Source organism: Mariniphaga sediminis, assembly GCF_003573545.1.
Taxonomy (GTDB): Bacteria; Bacteroidota; Bacteroidia; order Bacteroidales; family Prolixibacteraceae; genus Mariniphaga; species Mariniphaga sediminis.
In genome coordinates this window covers 32,868-49,679 of sequence record NZ_QWET01000006.1, presented here as the reverse complement: position 1 = coordinate 49,679, position 16,812 = coordinate 32,868, and the positions used below count along the sequence as shown (strand labels likewise).

General features: G+C 41.6%; 13 protein-coding genes and 1 riboswitch. Of the genes, 3 read left to right on the top strand and 10 right to left on the bottom strand.

Features of this window, described 5'->3' with window-relative positions:
* The first annotated feature begins 30 nt into the window (after nt 1-30).
* Nucleotides 31-3,405, top strand: coding sequence for a PKD domain-containing protein (locus D1164_RS09295; RefSeq protein ID WP_172594397.1), 3,375 nt, complete (start codon nt 31-33; stop codon nt 3,403-3,405).
* A gap of 18 nt (nt 3,406-3,423) precedes the next feature.
* Here D1164_RS09295 and tssO read toward each other — a convergent pair whose 3' ends face one another.
* The 10 genes from tssO to D1164_RS09245 form a co-directional block, all read right to left on the bottom strand.
* The gene (tssO, locus tag D1164_RS09290; protein WP_119349697.1) at nt 3,424-4,080 is read right to left on the bottom strand and encodes a type VI secretion system TssO; all 657 of its coding nucleotides are present in this window, start codon (nt 4,078-4,080) and stop codon (nt 3,424-3,426) included.
* Nucleotides 4,064-4,945 carry a TssN family type VI secretion system protein gene (locus D1164_RS09285; RefSeq protein ID WP_119349696.1) on the bottom strand — a complete coding sequence of 294 codons (882 nt, stop codon included), beginning with the start codon at nt 4,943-4,945 and terminating at the stop codon, nt 4,064-4,066. The genes tssO and D1164_RS09285 overlap by 17 nt, the downstream gene beginning before the upstream one ends.
* Before the next feature lie 154 nt (nt 4,946-5,099).
* Nucleotides 5,100-6,017, bottom strand: coding sequence for a hypothetical protein (locus D1164_RS09280; RefSeq protein ID WP_119349695.1), 918 nt, complete (start codon nt 6,015-6,017; stop codon nt 5,100-5,102).
* A gap of 72 nt (nt 6,018-6,089) precedes the next feature.
* Nucleotides 6,090-6,380: a PAAR domain-containing protein gene (locus D1164_RS09275; protein WP_119349694.1), complete on the bottom strand. Its 291-nt coding sequence runs from the start codon at nt 6,378-6,380 to the stop codon at nt 6,090-6,092.
* Between the two features lie 24 nt (nt 6,381-6,404).
* Nucleotides 6,405-8,198, bottom strand: a complete 1,794-nt coding sequence (locus tag D1164_RS09270) for a type VI secretion system Vgr family protein (RefSeq protein WP_119349693.1) — start codon at nt 8,196-8,198, stop codon at nt 6,405-6,407.
* A gap of 18 nt (nt 8,199-8,216) precedes the next feature.
* Nucleotides 8,217-8,639: a type VI secretion system tube protein TssD gene (gene tssD, locus D1164_RS09265; RefSeq protein ID WP_119349692.1), complete on the bottom strand. Its 423-nt coding sequence runs from the start codon at nt 8,637-8,639 to the stop codon at nt 8,217-8,219.
* A gap of 134 nt (nt 8,640-8,773) precedes the next feature.
* Nucleotides 8,774-9,163, bottom strand: a complete 390-nt coding sequence (gene tssD, locus D1164_RS09260; RefSeq protein WP_119349691.1) for a type VI secretion system tube protein TssD — start codon at nt 9,161-9,163, stop codon at nt 8,774-8,776.
* Between the two features lie 40 nt (nt 9,164-9,203).
* Nucleotides 9,204-10,589, bottom strand: a complete 1,386-nt coding sequence (locus D1164_RS09255; protein WP_119349690.1) for a DUF5458 family protein — start codon at nt 10,587-10,589, stop codon at nt 9,204-9,206.
* Nucleotides 10,590-10,623: 34 nt separating this feature from the next.
* Nucleotides 10,624-11,067, bottom strand: a complete 444-nt coding sequence (locus D1164_RS09250; protein WP_119349689.1) for a type VI secretion system contractile sheath small subunit — start codon at nt 11,065-11,067, stop codon at nt 10,624-10,626.
* 45 nt (nt 11,068-11,112) lie between these two features.
* Nucleotides 11,113-13,572 (bottom strand): ATP-dependent Clp protease ATP-binding subunit, encoded by a 2,460-nt coding sequence (locus tag D1164_RS09245; RefSeq protein WP_119349688.1) that lies wholly within the window; start codon nt 13,570-13,572, stop codon nt 11,113-11,115.
* 150 nt (nt 13,573-13,722) lie between these two features.
* A riboswitch (cobalamin riboswitch) is annotated at nt 13,723-13,904 on the top strand.
* Nucleotides 13,905-14,010: 106 nt separating this feature from the next.
* Between D1164_RS09245 and D1164_RS09240 the strand changes: the two genes are divergently transcribed.
* Both D1164_RS09240 and D1164_RS09235 read left to right on the top strand, forming a co-directional pair.
* Nucleotides 14,011-15,945, top strand: a complete 1,935-nt coding sequence (locus tag D1164_RS09240; protein ID WP_172594396.1) for a DUF4465 domain-containing protein — start codon at nt 14,011-14,013, stop codon at nt 15,943-15,945.
* 233 nt (nt 15,946-16,178) lie between these two features.
* Nucleotides 16,179-16,766: an FKBP-type peptidyl-prolyl cis-trans isomerase gene (locus tag D1164_RS09235; RefSeq protein ID WP_241558272.1), complete on the top strand. Its 588-nt coding sequence runs from the start codon at nt 16,179-16,181 to the stop codon at nt 16,764-16,766.
* Nucleotides 16,767-16,812: the final 46 nt, after the last annotated feature.

Here is a 16,812-nt window from a genome sequence, read left to right as displayed (position 1 = left end):
GGTTGTGGAATAGCTAAAAAATATGGGAAAATGAAACGATGTATAACTTATTTTGCTTTAACGCTAATGTTGCTGTTTGCAGGGAAAACAGTAATGTCTCAGAAAAATTATGCCACAAATGTTTCCAAAAGTCTGGCAGACGAGAAACTACTTATCTCTTATGATCTGGTCCAAACGGACGAGGCAAAGTCGTTTAGCGTTGTTTTGTTTATTACTTCCGGAGGAAGTCAGGTGAAAACCTCTTCTGCTTATGGTGATGTGGGCAACAATGTTAGTCCGGGCCGGGAGAAAGCAATTGTGTGGTATTTCAAAGATGATTTTGGCGGGGATATTGGGAATGTGAGTGTGGAAGTTTTGGCATACAAAGAGAATGAGCCGCAGGCAATTTTCAAAATCGTTTCGGTAGGGAATAACGGATTTGCACCCTGCGAAGTGGTATTTTCAAATAATTCCTCGTATGCCAACGAATACCAGTGGAATTTTGGAGATCCTACTTCCAGTGTCAGAAACCTGTCGTTTGAAAAAGATGCCAGGCACATTTACGAAAATGGAGGTGTGTTTTCCATTTCCTTAACTGCGCGGAATACTCAGCTTAATATGGAAAGCACCTATTATCAGAGTATTGAAATTAAAACGCATGATCCTGTCACCGCTGATTTTGATATTATCAACAATAACCAATTGCCACCGGCCAAAGTGAGTTTTAAAAACACCTCGGAAAATGCGGACAGCTATCGGTGGAATTTTGGAGACCCATCATTGGGGCGTAAAAATGAATCAGACAGTAAAGAGGAAACAGTTAAGTATAAAAATGCCGGTACCTTTAAGGTTCAGTTAATTGTAAAGAACAATTTTAGCGGCCTGACTGATACCATCACAAAAGATGTAGTGGTCGAATCAGAAAAGGTTGCAGAAGCCGGGTTTATTTATACCAGGTCTTCTGAAACCGCGCCGTCCACCGTAACTTTCAAAAATACATCCAGCAATGCAGAAAGATACAGATGGGATTTTGCGGATCCTTCATCAGGCGATAAAAACAGTTCGGAAGAAACAGACCCGGCACATCTTTTTTCGGAGCCAGGTACCTACAAAGTGCAATTGTCGGCGTGGGGCAAAGGGATGAAAAAGCCCGCTACATTTTCAGAAGTTATTACCATCAATGAATTACCCAAACCACCGGAGGCCCGTTTCTCCGTCAGTAACAACAATATGATTGGTCCTGTTACCGTCATTTTTAATAATAATTCGCTGAATGCCACCCGGTTCTTCTGGGATTTTGGCGATCCGGAATCGGGAAAGGAGAACACTTCTGATAAAAAGGAGCCGTCGCATACGTATAAAAAAGGTGGACGATACAAGGTTGTTTTAACAGCTTCAAGTCCAGGCTTTAGCAGGGAGAGTGTGGCAACCGATTGGGTTGTTGTTACTTCACCGTCTGTGCCGGAAATTGCGCTAACGGCTAAGTTTATTGTTGAAAATAATAATAACCCGGCCCCGGCAATTGTAAAGTTTACTGACAGTTCATCAAATGCCGACAGTTTTTCCTGGGATTTTGGTGATCCGGACTCTGATGAAAATACTTCGGTGTTAAAAAATCCGGTTCATATTTATTCTGAAGAGGGAAGGTACAAGGTTACCCTGACTGTCAAAAATGATAATGCTGATCAAACGGATACGTTTACTGATTTTGTGGTGGTTACCGGTCAGCCCAAACCGGTAAAAGAAGAGAAATCGGCAGAGGTGGCAGAAGTTGCAGAAGTACAACAAGTAAAGGAAGAGGTGGCAGTGTCGCCGGTTGCCGGATTCAATATTGAAATTCCGGAGGGCAAAAATGTGGCGCCGGCCAGAATTATTTTTTCAAATACTTCTGAAAATGCCGATAGTTTTGCCTGGGATTTTGGCGATCCTTCTTCCGGCAGTTCAAATGTATCCATCCAAAAGAATCCGGAGCATGTTTTCCAAAGCCCGGGAGAATACAAGGTAACGCTGGCAGTGCTTAGCAAGAGTTCTGGCAAGGAGGATGTTTTTGAAAAGACGGTTGTTGTTAGCAAGCCAAAGGCACCGCCCATAGCCGATTTTGAGATAAACCTCAAAGGCGAATTTACACCGCTGACGGCTGAATTTAAAAATCTCTCTTCCAATGCCGATACTTACAAATGGAATTTTGGCGATTTTGATTCGAACAACAATGAGTCAACTGCTCTGGCTCCCAGCCATTATTATCAGATGCCCGGGAATTATATTGTTACACTTGAAGCAACTAATTCAGAGACGGGAGAGGTAGCCCAGGCGTCGAAAGAAATATCTTTTAAGAGTAGCTATTCGACCTACATTAAATCGGACGATTTTGATAAAGAAAATGAAAATGTTCTTTCATTGGTTAATTTACCCGGAAACGAATACCTTGCTGTAATGAAGCAGGATGGGAAGGGATCATCGGTGTTGAAACTGGATAATAGCGGGAAAATAACGGGCCGTAAAGATTTTGATTTTTATGTTTACGAAATAATCCCGACGCAGGAGGCAACCAGCTTTATGATGGTTGGCCTTGATCCGTCCGGTAAACTTCTTATTATGGAAATTGACCCCGCGTTAAAAACCGGGGAGCCTGTATATTTTCAGGAAAACCAAAATTTTAAAACCGACTTTGCCTATCCGCAACTGGCTTTGGCTGTAAACAATGAACTGGGAATAGCGGCCAATACCGTTGGGGGCCGGTATCCACTCGATATTTCTTTCCAAAAGGCAGATAAATCAGGGAGGATAGTTCCGTTTACTGATCGGACATTCAAATACGTGGGAAACAAAATGTTTACCGACATTATTCCAACAAGCGATGGCGGATTTGCTATTACCGGATACTGGCAGGAGAAGGATAAATCACCGTTGCTTATCCTTTTTGGAAAAATAGACAGGAGGGCGCATGGCGATATCCATTTGATTAGTTCTGAAATGAACATTATAGGATGTGATATTGAAAATTCTTACCAGGGAGGTTTTGCCATTTTGAGAGGCGAAGAGATCCGCAGTAACATGTATGAAATAAGTTTTACATTGGTTGATAAAGATGGTGGCCCTACAGACTGTGCCAACCTGCTACCGTGCTCGGTAAAAAGTGATGATGTGTTAAGATACAAACCTTCGATGATTAAGATTGATGATGGATATGCCATAGCCAGTCATAGTTATTCCGGTTCTGATTACGACATTACGCTCTATTGGGTAGATAAATCCGGGAATGAATTGATAAGGTACGAAGTCCTTTCCCTTCCGGGAGATCAGTTTGTAATGGATTTGGTTAACGCAGAAGATGGGGGGTATTTAATTGCAGGCACTCAAAAAGTGAATGGAAAGATGAAGGCTTTGATTATAAAAACCGATCCATGGGGGAAACTAAACAAATAATGCCGGGTGCTTTTGATTTTAACGGTTCCTGATTTTTTCTATTTCCTGTTTTAACGCCTTGTTTTCAAGGTTGCATTTGAGTAACTCTTTATTTACTTCTTTAAGATTTTTTTCCAGTTGGGCAACGTTGGCTCCGCCGCCACCACCGCCACCACCACCACTACTGGCAGCCTGGAGTAAATTGACCTGCGTTTGAAGCCGATCTCTTTCTGCAATGCACTCCTGTAGTTTTTGTCCCGCACTATTTGCATCACCCATCTCTTCCCTGAGCTCTATCTGATTATTAAGCGCCAACTGAAGATTGGAAAGCGACTGAATAACATCCTGGTACATTTTTGTTTCCCACGATTCTTCTTCGGCTATCTGGCTTTTAGTCTGACTCAGTAATGCCGCAATATCCTGGTTCAGTACTTCCAGGTTTTCACCCGTTTCCTTAGATGTAGGAATTTTGGAGAGCAGCACGTTTGTTTCACCCACGTTCGGTGCAAAAACCTCTTCCTGAAATTTCAGGTGGTTTTTCAGTTTATTTAGTTCCCCTTTTGACTGGCGTTCCGATAATCTGCCCGCATTCATGGTGGTAAAACCAAGCAGAATTGCAATAATAAAACTTATGAGGAACAAACCGACAACTTTATAAAATGCTTTGTTCCGTTCTTTTTTATTCAGTGGCTTCATCTTTTGAAAAATTTTCGTTCATACTAACTCTGGTACATATCAGCACATCATTCTCTTTTATGCGGCTGCTAAAAATAGAATCGTCAGGGTCAAGTGCTTTTTTTAGTCGAAGGAGTTTATTTTTTACTTTGAAAAATATCCATTCGTCTGGTTGTTTATTTTCATCCACTATGGAGATAGGGGCTTCCGGATGTCTGCTATTGTAATCATCAATAAAAAAGTAAAAGAGCCTTCCAAGTGTCATTTCCTGTGGCGCCTTTGCCCTGAATGTGGTATCTTCAGAAGCCAAAGAGCTTTTTTGAAACACAAAACTTATGACAACCGGATTTTCCATCTCTTCATCTGTCGGATCTTCAATGGTTACATCCACAGGATACTGCCATTTTTTATATTCTCTGGGAGGAACTTCCAGCAATTTGGCAATTGTGCTGTCTAACAATACCGGTACCAGAAACCATAATAAAGACAAGTACCAAACAAACTCAATATCAGAATCTACGATAAAACTGAGGGAAAGATTGGAAAAAAAATATCCGAAAAGCAGGGTGCAAATAATAAAAACCAATTGCATTCCAAAATTTTGCTCCCCATACCAGGGAAGTAGTTTTTTTGCGAAAAAAACATGGAGTGTACCTACTGAGAGGATAATAATCTGTCCGAATATAAGACTGGTAATTTCTCCCGTCGATGTTTTTATGAGTAGAAATAATGTTGACAAAGAAAGGATTATAGATACCACCAGCACGTAGAATAAACTGGATATCCCGTATTTTTTTAATCCCTTGACCTTTTTGAAAAGAACAAAATAAGCGCCCAATCCGAGAATGAGGCTACCTATTTTTAATGCCAAACTTGTACCGCTCATTTACAATGAATTTAATAGGTTATAAAAATAGGAAAGAATCATTTAAATTCCTAAGAGGATGGATTTTTTTGAAGAATAACCTTTTGTGTATTGAATTCATTTGTCATTCGATTACGGAAATTGGGTGATTAAAGCTTCCTGTTAGAATATACATTCATCTTTTCCACCATTTTGGAATGCTATGCTGCTCATGAAACCCGTTGATAATTTTTGCCGCCCGGGATCCTCCCACAGCAAAAGCGGTAGCAATAATAAAAGCTGCTTGTTTCATTCCTGATAATCCTTCTTTAAACACAAAGTTTGAAACATCATCAAACCTGGCCTCTTTTTTCTGCGTTCCGGGCATGGCAGCAAGTCCTTTCATAATTGAATCGCTTATGAGACCCTGGTTTTTGGGAGTGGCAATGTATCCATATTTGATAATGCCGGAAAGCTTTTGGTGGGCCAGTCGCGACCAGGCATTATTCCACGGTTTCCAATTTCCTGTTTTTGTATCCCATGTTGAGATGATGTTATCGCAGAGCATTAGGGCGACATCATAATCTTTTCCAACCCATAGAATTCCTCTTTTTCTTTTCTGCTTGTAGGTTGCTACACATTCATTCCATTTAAGGGATAATGTCCAGGGTTTTACTTTTGCGCCTGATTTTTTGGACTCTTTGTAACAAATATCCAGCGCTTTGAATAATTCCTGCAAATCCAACGCCCTGAACCAAAGTGTATTTCTGGGATCTTTTATGGAAAACAAAAGACTGCCATGTTTTGTTAGTTTCCAGGGAGTTACCAGTCGTTCAAACAAATACTCAGATTGATCTTTTGCATTTTTAGGCCAGTTTGCCAGACTGCCCTTTTGGTTTTTAATTACATAATCTTCGTATTGTGTAAAAAATGTAATAACCGCATTTTTTATGGGAGAATTGACTAGTTTGTATTTGGACATCATGATTAGCCGCCACTTGAAATGGTAGATTCTGTATCTTCCTTTTGGAGGAATATTTAAAGATTTTTGAAAATGGGCATAACTGGTAAACCCAAAATCTTTAAGCAGCTTTATTTCAAGCGTAGAAATCATATACCAGATTTCTTTATACCCTTGTATTTACAATACTGGATATGTGAGAATTTTTGCTTTTCTGTCATATAATTATCCCCCAATCATAACAGTTGGGTTTCCGGCTACAATGGTTCCTCCGTGCGATGTTACATCTCCCATTCGTGCGGCAGGCTTTCCTCCAATCAAAACAGTAGCAGATCCCATAACTATACTGTCAGGAGGCCCGGCACAGGTGGCCGCATCTCCCACACAGGCAGCAGGCATGCCACCAATGAGTACGGTAGGGCAGCCCGGACCTATTATTGGTCCGCCCACATGAGGTACTGTTCCCGTTACCATCGGGCAGGTGTGCATATCTGTTAATCTTGCTGCAGGTGGCATTCTTCTGAATTTTTTTGTTGAACTTTAATTAATCATAACCATACTGCCTTTCACCGTTGTTTGCCCGCTTGAAGAAATCTCAGCGGTGGCGCTTCCCTGGGCTTTAAATGAAGTATTGGCCTGGGCCTCAATGGTCAATCCTTTTTGCTTCAGAGCTGATGTCGCTTCGGTGGTAATGTCCGTCGCTTTCTGCTCTAATCCCTGGCCGGCTTCAATCTTTATGCCGTTGGTTGCTTTAATTTCGATTTCGTCCGCCTCAAGTGTAAGCTTATCTGATGCCTTTATGGTTATTTCTCCCTTTGCACTGTTAAGTGTAATTTCGTTTTTTCCCTTTGTGTCGTAGATTCTTATTTGTTCTTCCCCGTCCGTGTCGTGAAATTCAATTGTGTTCCCTGCAAAAGTGCGTATCGCATGTATTTTTGCATTCTTTTCATTTGTATTTCCAGCCCAGGCAGGGTCAGGGTTTGAATCTTCATCATATAGGGTTCCCAGGCAGTAAGGTTTTTCTACATCTCCATCTTCGAAACCAACCAACACTCTTGAGTTTTCAGCAGGCACAAAATAAAAACCAGCTTTTTTATGCGAAAAAGGTGCTGTTACTTTTACCCAGGGAGTAGCTTGTTTCCCTTCCATCCACCAAAAGCTTATTTTTACCCGTCCCAACTTTTTGGGATCTTTGTTATCGGCTACCATACCCAGCTGACTGGGGGATGTTCGAACAAAATAGGGATCGGTATTTTCAGGAATGGAAGTTTCTGAAGGGATTGCCGTAAAACTATTCTGGTAGGAGAGGGCATTATCCATTTCGTGTTGTACCGAAGTAATCAGGTACTTCCCATAATCAATTTTGCCTTTACCATCCTGTTTCAGGCAGTCAACCTCTGCCAGCGCTCCGGCCTGAAGAAATCCGTTTGTTGATGTTCCGGACAAATCCGTAAGCTTAATGGCATTTGCAGCCTCCTCCGTTTCTCCTACCAAATTAATCCCTTTTTTGTATTCAGATTCATCCACATTCAAATGTTCGTAGTAATCCCTTCCTTCTTCAGTATAAAGATTTTTAGACATTTTGAGGGCATGTTTTCCGTACATATTCAGGTTTCCCTCAATTTTTGAGTTCCCTGATTTGTATTGATGAACATCCAGTTTCAGAGGATCTAATGTGTAAAGGCTAAACTTTACAGGGTTTGTCCTGAGTTCATATTTAAAGTTTTTCAGGTTAGAGCCAATGGTAAGTTTATGCGATTTTGACCCCGAAGGGATTTCTCCAAAAATGAACTCTTGCCCATTAAAATAGCACCATTCGCCATACCTGATGGACAATCGTCTCAAAAAATCGAGGTCACTCTCCTCAAACTGGACAATGTAAGGATAACGTTCTTTATTCCGGGTAGAAATCTTTGACTTGAGATCATACTTTTTTAAAACCTCTTTTACGATATCTTCCAGCGTATTATCAATAAAAGCGCGGTTGGTCGGTTTACGGTTTAAAGCTATTTCAGAACTTCCTCCTGAAATAATTATCTGGTCGTAATCAGCCATCGCACTCCGTGAACTTTGGATTTCCGTAACAAATCCACGAAAATTAAGTCCGTCTTTTTCCTCGTCTTTTACCATTGTTTTTGTTTGAATAACAATGGGAAGACCCAGGAAATCTTTTGTTTTTTCGATTAAGAAACCATCTAACTCTTCGTATGCATCGTAACGGCAGATAATCTCAAACCTGTCGATCCCATAAAGGTTTTGACTAATGGAAACCTGCTGGAAGTTTTTTAATGGCTTCTGGTTGATGGTAATGTCAATCTTTGAAAGTAGCGACATGTTTCATAAATTTTAATATTAAACTCTACTTTCGTCTGTATCCCACTGGGTTTCCCATTTCGTGTTCGATAAAGTGATTTTGCGTGCGGATATACTTAGGTGGATCACCATATCCGACTCATCGATAAATGCTTCGCTATAATTTACCAGAATTGCATCTTCAAACTCGATCGATTTACTTTCCTGAGGAACGCCCGATTCATTGACTCCCAAAAAAGAGATTTTGCCCTTTTTCCGGATATTCCTGCTTACCATCCACTGAACAATTTCGGCATCATTGATTCCCGGAATGGAGACATTGATGAACCCTGCACGAACCGATGAACTGATTAGCCCATTGTTTTCAACGTCCTGGGAAAAGCTGTAATCACATGACAAAACTTTTATCCCCCTCTGCTCTTTTTCGTGGCCTTCTATATGAAGGCGTGCGGTTAATGACATAATCTTACATTAAAATTGATTAGCGAACCAGCAATGTTACAAGAGTTGGTTTCATAACCAACTTTTCCAATTTTAAGAAACGGATAAACCGACTGTTTATCCGGCTTTTATTCGTTAATTAAAAGCATCAATTTTTATACGGCCCATTCATTTTCGTGTTCGCCATTGCCCATTTTGATGCTCCTGGCCGAAAGCGAAAATGATTGAACCATGGCACCGCTTCCTGTGTCATCGAATGATTCTTCGTAGCTAACCATATATGCCTCAGTTATTTCGAGCTCTTTCATTTTGGAATCCTCGTCGCGTTTATTAAACGTAATTTTGGCATCTTTTTTCATGTAGCTGTCACACATCCATTCAAATAGGCTGGTGTCGTCTGTTGATTCTACTACCAGGTTTACCACTCCTCCACGTGTAATGGATGAGGGCCTGCCGGTGTTGTCATAATCCTGATGCAAGTTGTAGCTGCAGTTCAATACGCGGTATTGATTACCGTCCACGTCAAGTGTTGCTTTAAATGACATAATTTTTAAATTTTAAGGTTAAACCAAATGAATAATAAAATTAATTTTGTTCATATTCAGTGTCCCATTCGTTTCCGTCATCGCCTTTTTGTCCGTCCATTTTTATCATAAAGTTTTTGGCAGGGAAATAGGGGGTCATATGAATATCGAGATATATTCTGTCTTTTTGATTTTTATCTTGTTCAAACCGTTTAATGGAGAATTTTTCAATTAGTTTGCCCGGGCCTGTAATGTTGTCGAGGAAACGGATGATTTGGCTCAGGATTTCTTTCCGGGTTTTGGTATTGAAATTTTCAAAAGCTCTGCGGTTTAAGAAGTCCATCAGCACCTTGGTTACATAGTCGAAAACCCTCACCACCGAATAGGTTTGAAGTCCGAGGTTATCGCCACTAAAAAGTGTTTTGGCTGAGAAAGCCATCACTTTTCCGTATTCGTTCACCATCGGTACAAGTCCCAGTTTTTCGAGGTTGGCAATTTCACTTTTTTTCAGGTCGAAACATACCCCGTCCACTTCGCTCAGACTACCATGTTTTTTCCCGGCGGCCACTTGCGACATAAGGGTTTGGTAAATTGTTCCGGCCAGGGCAGAAGAAGGAGGCAGATAAAGCTCTTCTTCTTCTCCAAGCTCTTTGTATTTGTCGCGTCCAACAAGGTAGTTGCAGGTCATTAGCACATTGGCGCGGTACATATCACCGCCGGTAAGGTTGGCTGATTCAAACATTTCCATTACATCGTCGGGAGTGTCGAGGTGTTCGAAATCGGTTACCAGCATCACTTTATTTTCGTGTGCTATTTTTGCCCATTTTTCTACTACTTTGTTTGAGCCCAGGTATCCCGGTACAACCAGCAAACTGTAGTTGTCGCGCAAATCAAGCCGGTCGTAATTATTTACAAGTTCATCCTGAATAGCATCTATAAAACGGGTATCGTCCAGATCCTTCAGCTGTTCCGCATCCGCGTTCATAAAGGTTACATTCTTTATTTTATTACTGCCGGTATTTTTAAAGAACAGGGCAACCGAACGGTAGGATTTTTCCAGATCTTTAATGGTTTCAGTTGCTTTGGCCAGGTTTTTTGTGAGGGTTTCTTCTGCCCGCTGCGCACTTTGCTCACAACTTTCGACCATCTCCATCACGTTGTCGGATGAGGAAAGAACAGCGGCCCAAAGCTGGAGTGTTTTTTTCAACTGTTCCCTTTCCTCCTTTTTCGATTCTTCGGAAAGGAAAATTCTTTTCCTTGCTTTTCTTTCCGGATTCAGGTTTTGCGCTCCGTCAATAGCCACTTCCATTAAATCAAACCCGCCTACTTTTGACAGTTGCGCCAGGCTTTCCTGGAGTAGCTCCTTTGGTTTTTCAACCTGACTCGTTTTTTCTACTACTTTTTCCCTGAATTGTTCAATATTTTGTTGTTGTTCCTGTGGTGCCATTTTTTCAATTTTAAGGTTACAGATTCTTATTGTTCTAAGCTTCTTCAATCTCTTTAATCAAAGCATAAATTGTATTCAGCATTGCCTCTTTTGTTTCCTTGGTTTCGAGCGCCTTTCGCAAAAGTTTGTTGCTTTTTAGCTGCTTTACAATTTTTAGAAACTGTTCCTTCTGGCTGGTCAGGTCTTTCAGAAAATCACTCTGGGCCGTTATGCCGTTTATGCCAAAATCAGCCAGCCCTTTGAAATTAAGGGTTTCATCTTTCCCGTTGCCATCGGCATCTTCAAATTCAACATCAACCGAAGGCTGGAAATGGTTAAACACATCGTCAATCGATGTCAGCCCTTCCACAATTTCTGGTTTGAAAGGGGCATCGGCTGTTAATTTTTCTACCATTAAAGTTCGGTTTTGGGCAATTTCGCTGATTGCTTCATTTGCATCACCCTGGACTTCAGTCCCGCCAATTCCGTAAGTTTGCATACTGTACTTTTTATTATTGTTAATAATTCGTTTTACAATTTTAGGCTAATCGGTCTTCCAAACAACCTTTTCATTTTCATCCAGCGACAGCCGGACTACCGACCCCCTTTTTATTTTGTCTGAAATAATCATCTGAGATAAGGGCCTTCTGAGTTGCGAACGGATAACCCCGACTATAGGGCGTGCTCCATATTTGGGAGTATATCCGGAGAGTGCCAGCTTTTCTTTGGCATTGTCATCTATTTCAAGTTGTACCCCTTTGTCGTCGAGTGTTTTCAGGAGGCTTTTTAAATGAATGTCAAATATTTTAACCACATTGTTTTTGCTAATGGGAGCAAACGGAACGATTTCGGTCAGCCTTCCCAAAAACTCAGGCCGGAAATAGTTGCTCATGATTTCCATTAAAGTATCTGAAGGAGGAATTTCGCCTTTATTAAACGATTCTACAATATAATCGCTGCCAATGTTGGAGGTGAAAAGAATCAGTGCATTGGAAAAGTCTCCTTCTTTTCCAAGCCGGTCGTGAAGTTTTCCTTCGTCCAGAATTTGCAAAAAGATATCGAAAACAGAGGAGTGTGCTTTTTCAATTTCATCGAATAATACGATGGAATAGGGTTTCTGCCTGATTTTATTTACCAGTAGCCCGCCTTCTTCGTATCCAACATAACCGGGAGGGGCGCCATACAATAAAGCGGCGGAGTGTTCTTCCTTAAATTCCGACATGTCGAAACGGATTAAAAAAGATTCATCCTGAAAAAGGAATTCTGCAAGGGATTTGGCAAGTTCGGTTTTTCCCGTTCCGGTGGGGCCAAGGAAAAAGAAGGAGCCAATAGGTTGCCCGGCTTTATTTAGCCCTGAACGCGATTCAAGAATAGCTTCGGCAATACTTTTCAACGCATGGTCCTGTCCAATGACCCTTTTGCGAAGGTGCTCTTCCGTATTCAGAAGTTTTTCCCGCTCTTTCGACTGAATTTTTCCGAGAGGAATTCCGGTACGGCCCGAGACAATAGCCCCGATATCTGATTTTTTTAAAGACTCTACCTTTTCTTTTGCGACTTCTTCCAGTTTATCCAGTACTTTCTGACAGTAACCGAATGTTTCCGTTCCCGATTCCAGAGGCAATCCGTTTTCTTCCTCGTCGAGTTTGGAAAACAGGATAGGAGAGATTTGATTTTTTAAATCGGAACTAAACCATTGCAGCTCGACAAAATGAGCCTCTTTATCGTCGGCAAACTGGTTTAAATCGGCCTTTAGTTTTTCAATTTTTACAGGCGATATATCAGCCATGAGCCGAACTCCTGCCATGGTGTGGTCAATCAAATCAATGGCCGATTCGGGAAGTAGCTGTTCTTTCAGAAATCTTTTCGAAAGACGGATCGCCTCGGTAATTACCTCTTCGTCCACTTTTAGTCCGTGATGCTCTTCATATTTCGGAACAATCTCTTTCAGCATCCTTTTGGCAGTCTCTTCGTCAGGCTCTTCAACTTTTACCAACTCAAACTGCCTGTTAAAAGCCTCATCGGTTTCAATGAATTTGGTATAATTTTCAATGGTTGTAGTACCAATAATAGTCAGGTTTCCCCGGGCAAGTTCCGGTTTTAGCAGGTTCGCGGCCCCCGCCGTTCCTCCCTGTTTATCAAGCAGCATGTGAATTTCGTCGACAAAGAGTATGGCTTTGTCAAATTGCTGTATCTCAGAGATAATCTTTTTTAAACGATCTTCTATTTCACCTTTGTAAGAAGCTCCGGCAATCAACGCTCCGTAGTCTAACTCAAAAACAACAGCGCCGAGTAAACTTCCGGGCACTTTCTCTTCAACAACATTTTGGGTGAAACCGTTAACCAACGAAGTTTTTCCTACTCCTGCATCGCCCACAATCAGCACATTCGCTTTGTTACGGCGACCAAGTATTTCAATAATTTCCCGTATTGTATTATCGCGGCTTACAACCGGATCGAGTTTTCCCTGTTGGGCTTCTTCATTTTTATCCGTACAGTATTTAAGCAGGGCATTTTGTGATGGCTTTTGTTTTTTTTCTTCATTTTTACTGTCATCATCAATACCTACTGCATGTTGCAATTCACTGTCTTCAAGGAGGTAGTCAATAATTTGTTTTTGGGTAAGGGTGAAAGTTTTTAACTGCTCGTAACTAAAACCAACTCCCGGTGTACTCAATGCAGCCAATACAGAAACCGGATCGATTTCTTCTTTAGACAACTTAAGCCTTATGTTATCTGCTTCCCTGAAAACCGCTTGTACCTGACTATCTCCCGAAGGGTTTTCATGGACATTTCCCGATTTGGAACAGGCTTCAATCCGAACTTCTGCCCACTCTTCCAGGTAATAGATATCCTGTTCCAGGGCCAGGAGTAATTCTGTCAATCCAATATCTTTATGTAACAATGCTTTTAATAAATGTGCCGGAGAGAATTCACCATTCGAATACTCTTTTGCAATAGACTGTGCAATGTTAATTGCCTGTTTTAATTCACCGGTAAATGTCATGATGTAGAACTTTTAGTTCAAATGTTTTGTCTTAGAAGATTTGTTCAAACAATCGTTACGTAAATTACAAAAATTTATTTTTTAATGCAACAGTTCTTTTAAATTAGCTACTTTTACGGCCGAATTGTTCTCTGAAAAGAGTTGAAGCGCAGAAGTAAAATTATTTATGTTATGCGCTTTTAGGGAATCCGGTGTAAATCCGGAGCTGTACCCGCAGCTGTAATCCTTTCATGTTGGCAACAACTGACGCCACTGTTCCTCTGTTTATAGGGACGGGAAGGCCGTTGCCAATCGGGGTAAGCCAGAAGACCTGACATTTCAAAATAGTAAACAATATCGTAAGCTTTCGGGATCAAAAGCTGGAGGTAAATTACCTTAATATTTTTCCCATAGTTTTGGTATTGTAAAATGATTTGTTTTATCACAAAAAGTTTTACGATGAAAAAATTTTATCTGATGGTGGGTTTATGGGCAGCCCTGTTTTCTGCAAGTGCCCGGGAAGTTGCAACATTTGATGATTTTACCCTGGAACCCGGTTCCTGGTACAATGGCTCTGACGGGGCCGGGGGATTTGCCAGCGGTGGCTTTTGGTTTCCCAATGATTACAATGCCGCCTGGGGAAGCTGGGCCGGTTTTTCTGTTTCGAATGTGAAGGATAATACCACGGCAGGCTACGGGAATCAGTACAGTGCCATTACTGCCGGCGGTGTGGAAGGTTCGGAAAATTATGCCGTAGCTTTTTTAGCAGGAGAGCTGGAAATGGAATTGGAAAACCCGGCAGAACAGGCCGGTTTTTATGTGACGAACTCCACATACACCTACCTCTCCATGCAGGATGGCGATGCGTATTCCAAAAAATTCGGTGGGGCTGACGGTGGCGAACCGGATTATTTTAAGCTGATTGTTTCCGGAGTTGACATTTTTGGAAATGAAACAGGGACGGTGGAATTTTTTCTTGCCGATTTCAGAGCTGAAAACCCGGATGAGGATTACCTGGTAAACACCTGGGAATGGGTAGACCTGAGTGATTTGGGTGTTGTAACCCGGTTGAAGTTCAGCCTGGAATCTACTGACGTGGGCGACTGGGGCATGAACACCCCTGCCTATTTTTGTATCGACGATTTTAATGGAATTGCGCCCGGAGGTGCCGTAATTGCCGAAGCCGGAATGGAAGATTTGGAATTGGGCGCAGAAAGTTTTTACAACGGATCTGATGGTGCAGGAGCTTTCACCAGTGGCGGTTTTTCTTTCAAAAATAATTACACCAGTGCATGGGGCAGTTGGGCTGGCTTTGCTGCCTCAACAATCACCAACAATGAAACGCCCGGATGGGATAACCAGTACAGCGCCATTCCGGGAAACGGGGCACTGGGGAGCGATGCATATGCTGTTTCCTATGCGTCTCCTTATTCTGAAATCGAATTTGAAACGGGAATGGTTTCTGGTTTTTATATAACAAACTCAACGTATGCCTATCTGTCTATGAAGGAGGGCGACGCCTATTCCAAAAAATTTGGCGGCGCGGATGGAAACGATCCCGACTGGTTTAAAGTAACCATTGCAGGAATTTCGGAAAAGGGAGATACAACGGGGATGTTCGATTATTACCTGGCTGATTTCCGGTTTGAAAATAATACGGAAGATTTTATTTTGGATAGCTGGGAATGGGTTGACCTTTCTTCTCTGGGACAAATTGCCGGGCTTCGTTTCAGCCTTTCTTCTTCGGACTTAGGCGACTGGGGGATGAACACACCGGCTTATTTTTGTATCGACCAGGTAAACCGTCAGGATTTACCACCAGTGCTCAAAAATCCGGTTGCTACGCTCGACAATAAAAATGTTTCGGATGAAGTATTTTATGTAGAACTGGATTCGGTATTTACCGATCCTGACAATGACGATTCATCCATTGAACTAAAGCTGGAATATATCGATAATCCCGTTCTGATAACGGGTTCAGTGGTGACGGCAGGAAAACCGGGAGAACCCGGGAAAACCATGTTGGCATTGAATGTAACAGAAGGAATGACTGGTGAAGCTACGGTAACAATCTCCGGAACGTCGAATGGCAAGAAAGTCTGGCATTCCTTTAAGGTGATAATGACATTTCCTGTTTCTGTTCCGGTTGCAGAAGAAGTTGTTGACCTGAATGTTTATCCAAACCCAGTAAAAGATGTTTTTTTTATTGACGTTCCCGGAAACGCAGAGAAGTTAATTTTAACCGAAAGTTCAGGAAGGATACTTTATCAGCAATCCCTGAACGGGCAAAGCAGGGTTGGTATTTCGGCCCTGAAAGAACTTCCTGCCGGATTGTATTTTCTGTCTGTAAAGACGGACAGAGACAGGTTAACACAAAAAGTACTTAAATATTGATTTTTTTTGTCAGACAACATTTTGATCTGCTTCTTTGTTAAATTTCTCAGAAAAGGATAGAAAGGTATTTTGTTCTGTCACATAAAAACACTTAATTTGCACATAAATTGAAAAGAGAAACAACCATGAATAACGATAGGAATATCATTTTCCTGGAAGTTTCCCGCCTGATTGCACAAACCAGTCAGGCATCAAATACTTTTAGAGATTAAAAATTATAATAAGGTGAAATTATGCTGGAGATTTCAAAACATTCCATGGTTACGCTAACCTACGATTTACATATCGAAGATGAGCGGGGAGAGGTTATTGAACGGGCAACAGAAGAAAAGCCCCTGCAATTTTTATTTGGTGCAGGCCTTATGTTACCCAAATTTGAATCGCACCTGTCGGGATTGAAGACGGGGGAAGATTTTTCAATCCGATTAGCCAAAACTGACGCGTATGGTGATGTAAATCAGGATGCAATCGTGGAATTGCCCAAACATGTCTTTTTGGTTGACGGCAATTTCGATGATGAACTGATTTCTGTAGGAAATACAGTGCCAATGATGAGTAGCAATGGCCAACGCCTGAATGGATTGGTACTGGAGATAAACGACGAAACGATTAAGATGGATTTTAATCATCCGTTGGCTGGTGAAGACCTTTTCTTTGCCGGAAAAGTTCTGGAAGTGCGTGAGGCGTCGGATGAAGAGCTGGCACAAATACTTTCAGGAGGCGGTTGTGGATGTGGTGATGGAGGTTGCGGCTCCGACGATGGAGGTTGCGGTTCCGACCACGAGGATCATAATCACGGCGGTTGTGGTTGTGGTTGTTAATTAAGATTTTGATTATTGGTTCAAAATAATTAATTTAATCCCGTTT

What these genes read in the sequence shown, in the direction of transcription:
- D1164_RS09235 (WP_241558272.1), top strand. Translation starts at nt 16,179, where the DNA reads ATGCTGGAGATTTCAAAACATTCCATGGTTACGCTAACCTACGATTTA.
- D1164_RS09295 (WP_172594397.1), top strand. Translation starts at nt 31, where the DNA reads ATGAAACGATGTATAACTTATTTTGCTTTAACGCTAATGTTGCTGTTT.
- D1164_RS09250 (WP_119349689.1), bottom strand. Translation starts at nt 11,067, where the DNA reads ATGCAAACTTACGGAATTGGCGGGACTGAAGTCCAGGGTGATGCAAAT.
- D1164_RS09285 (WP_119349696.1), bottom strand. Translation starts at nt 4,945, where the DNA reads ATGAGCGGTACAAGTTTGGCATTAAAAATAGGTAGCCTCATTCTCGGA.
- D1164_RS09275 (WP_119349694.1), bottom strand. Translation starts at nt 6,380, where the DNA reads ATGCCACCTGCAGCAAGATTAACAGATATGCACACCTGCCCGATGGTA.
- tssD (WP_119349691.1), bottom strand. Translation starts at nt 9,163, where the DNA reads ATGTCATTTAAAGCAACACTTGACGTGGACGGTAATCAATACCGCGTA.
- D1164_RS09255 (WP_119349690.1), bottom strand. Translation starts at nt 10,589, where the DNA reads ATGGCACCACAGGAACAACAACAAAATATTGAACAATTCAGGGAAAAA.
- tssD (WP_119349692.1), bottom strand. Translation starts at nt 8,639, where the DNA reads ATGTCATTAACCGCACGCCTTCATATAGAAGGCCACGAAAAAGAGCAG.
- D1164_RS09240 (WP_172594396.1), top strand. Translation starts at nt 14,011, where the DNA reads ATGAAAAAATTTTATCTGATGGTGGGTTTATGGGCAGCCCTGTTTTCT.
- D1164_RS09245 (WP_119349688.1), bottom strand. Translation starts at nt 13,572, where the DNA reads ATGACATTTACCGGTGAATTAAAACAGGCAATTAACATTGCACAGTCT.
- D1164_RS09270 (WP_119349693.1), bottom strand. Translation starts at nt 8,198, where the DNA reads ATGTCGCTACTTTCAAAGATTGACATTACCATCAACCAGAAGCCATTA.
- tssO (WP_119349697.1), bottom strand. Translation starts at nt 4,080, where the DNA reads ATGAAGCCACTGAATAAAAAAGAACGGAACAAAGCATTTTATAAAGTT.
- D1164_RS09280 (WP_119349695.1), bottom strand. Translation starts at nt 6,017, where the DNA reads ATGATTTCTACGCTTGAAATAAAGCTGCTTAAAGATTTTGGGTTTACC.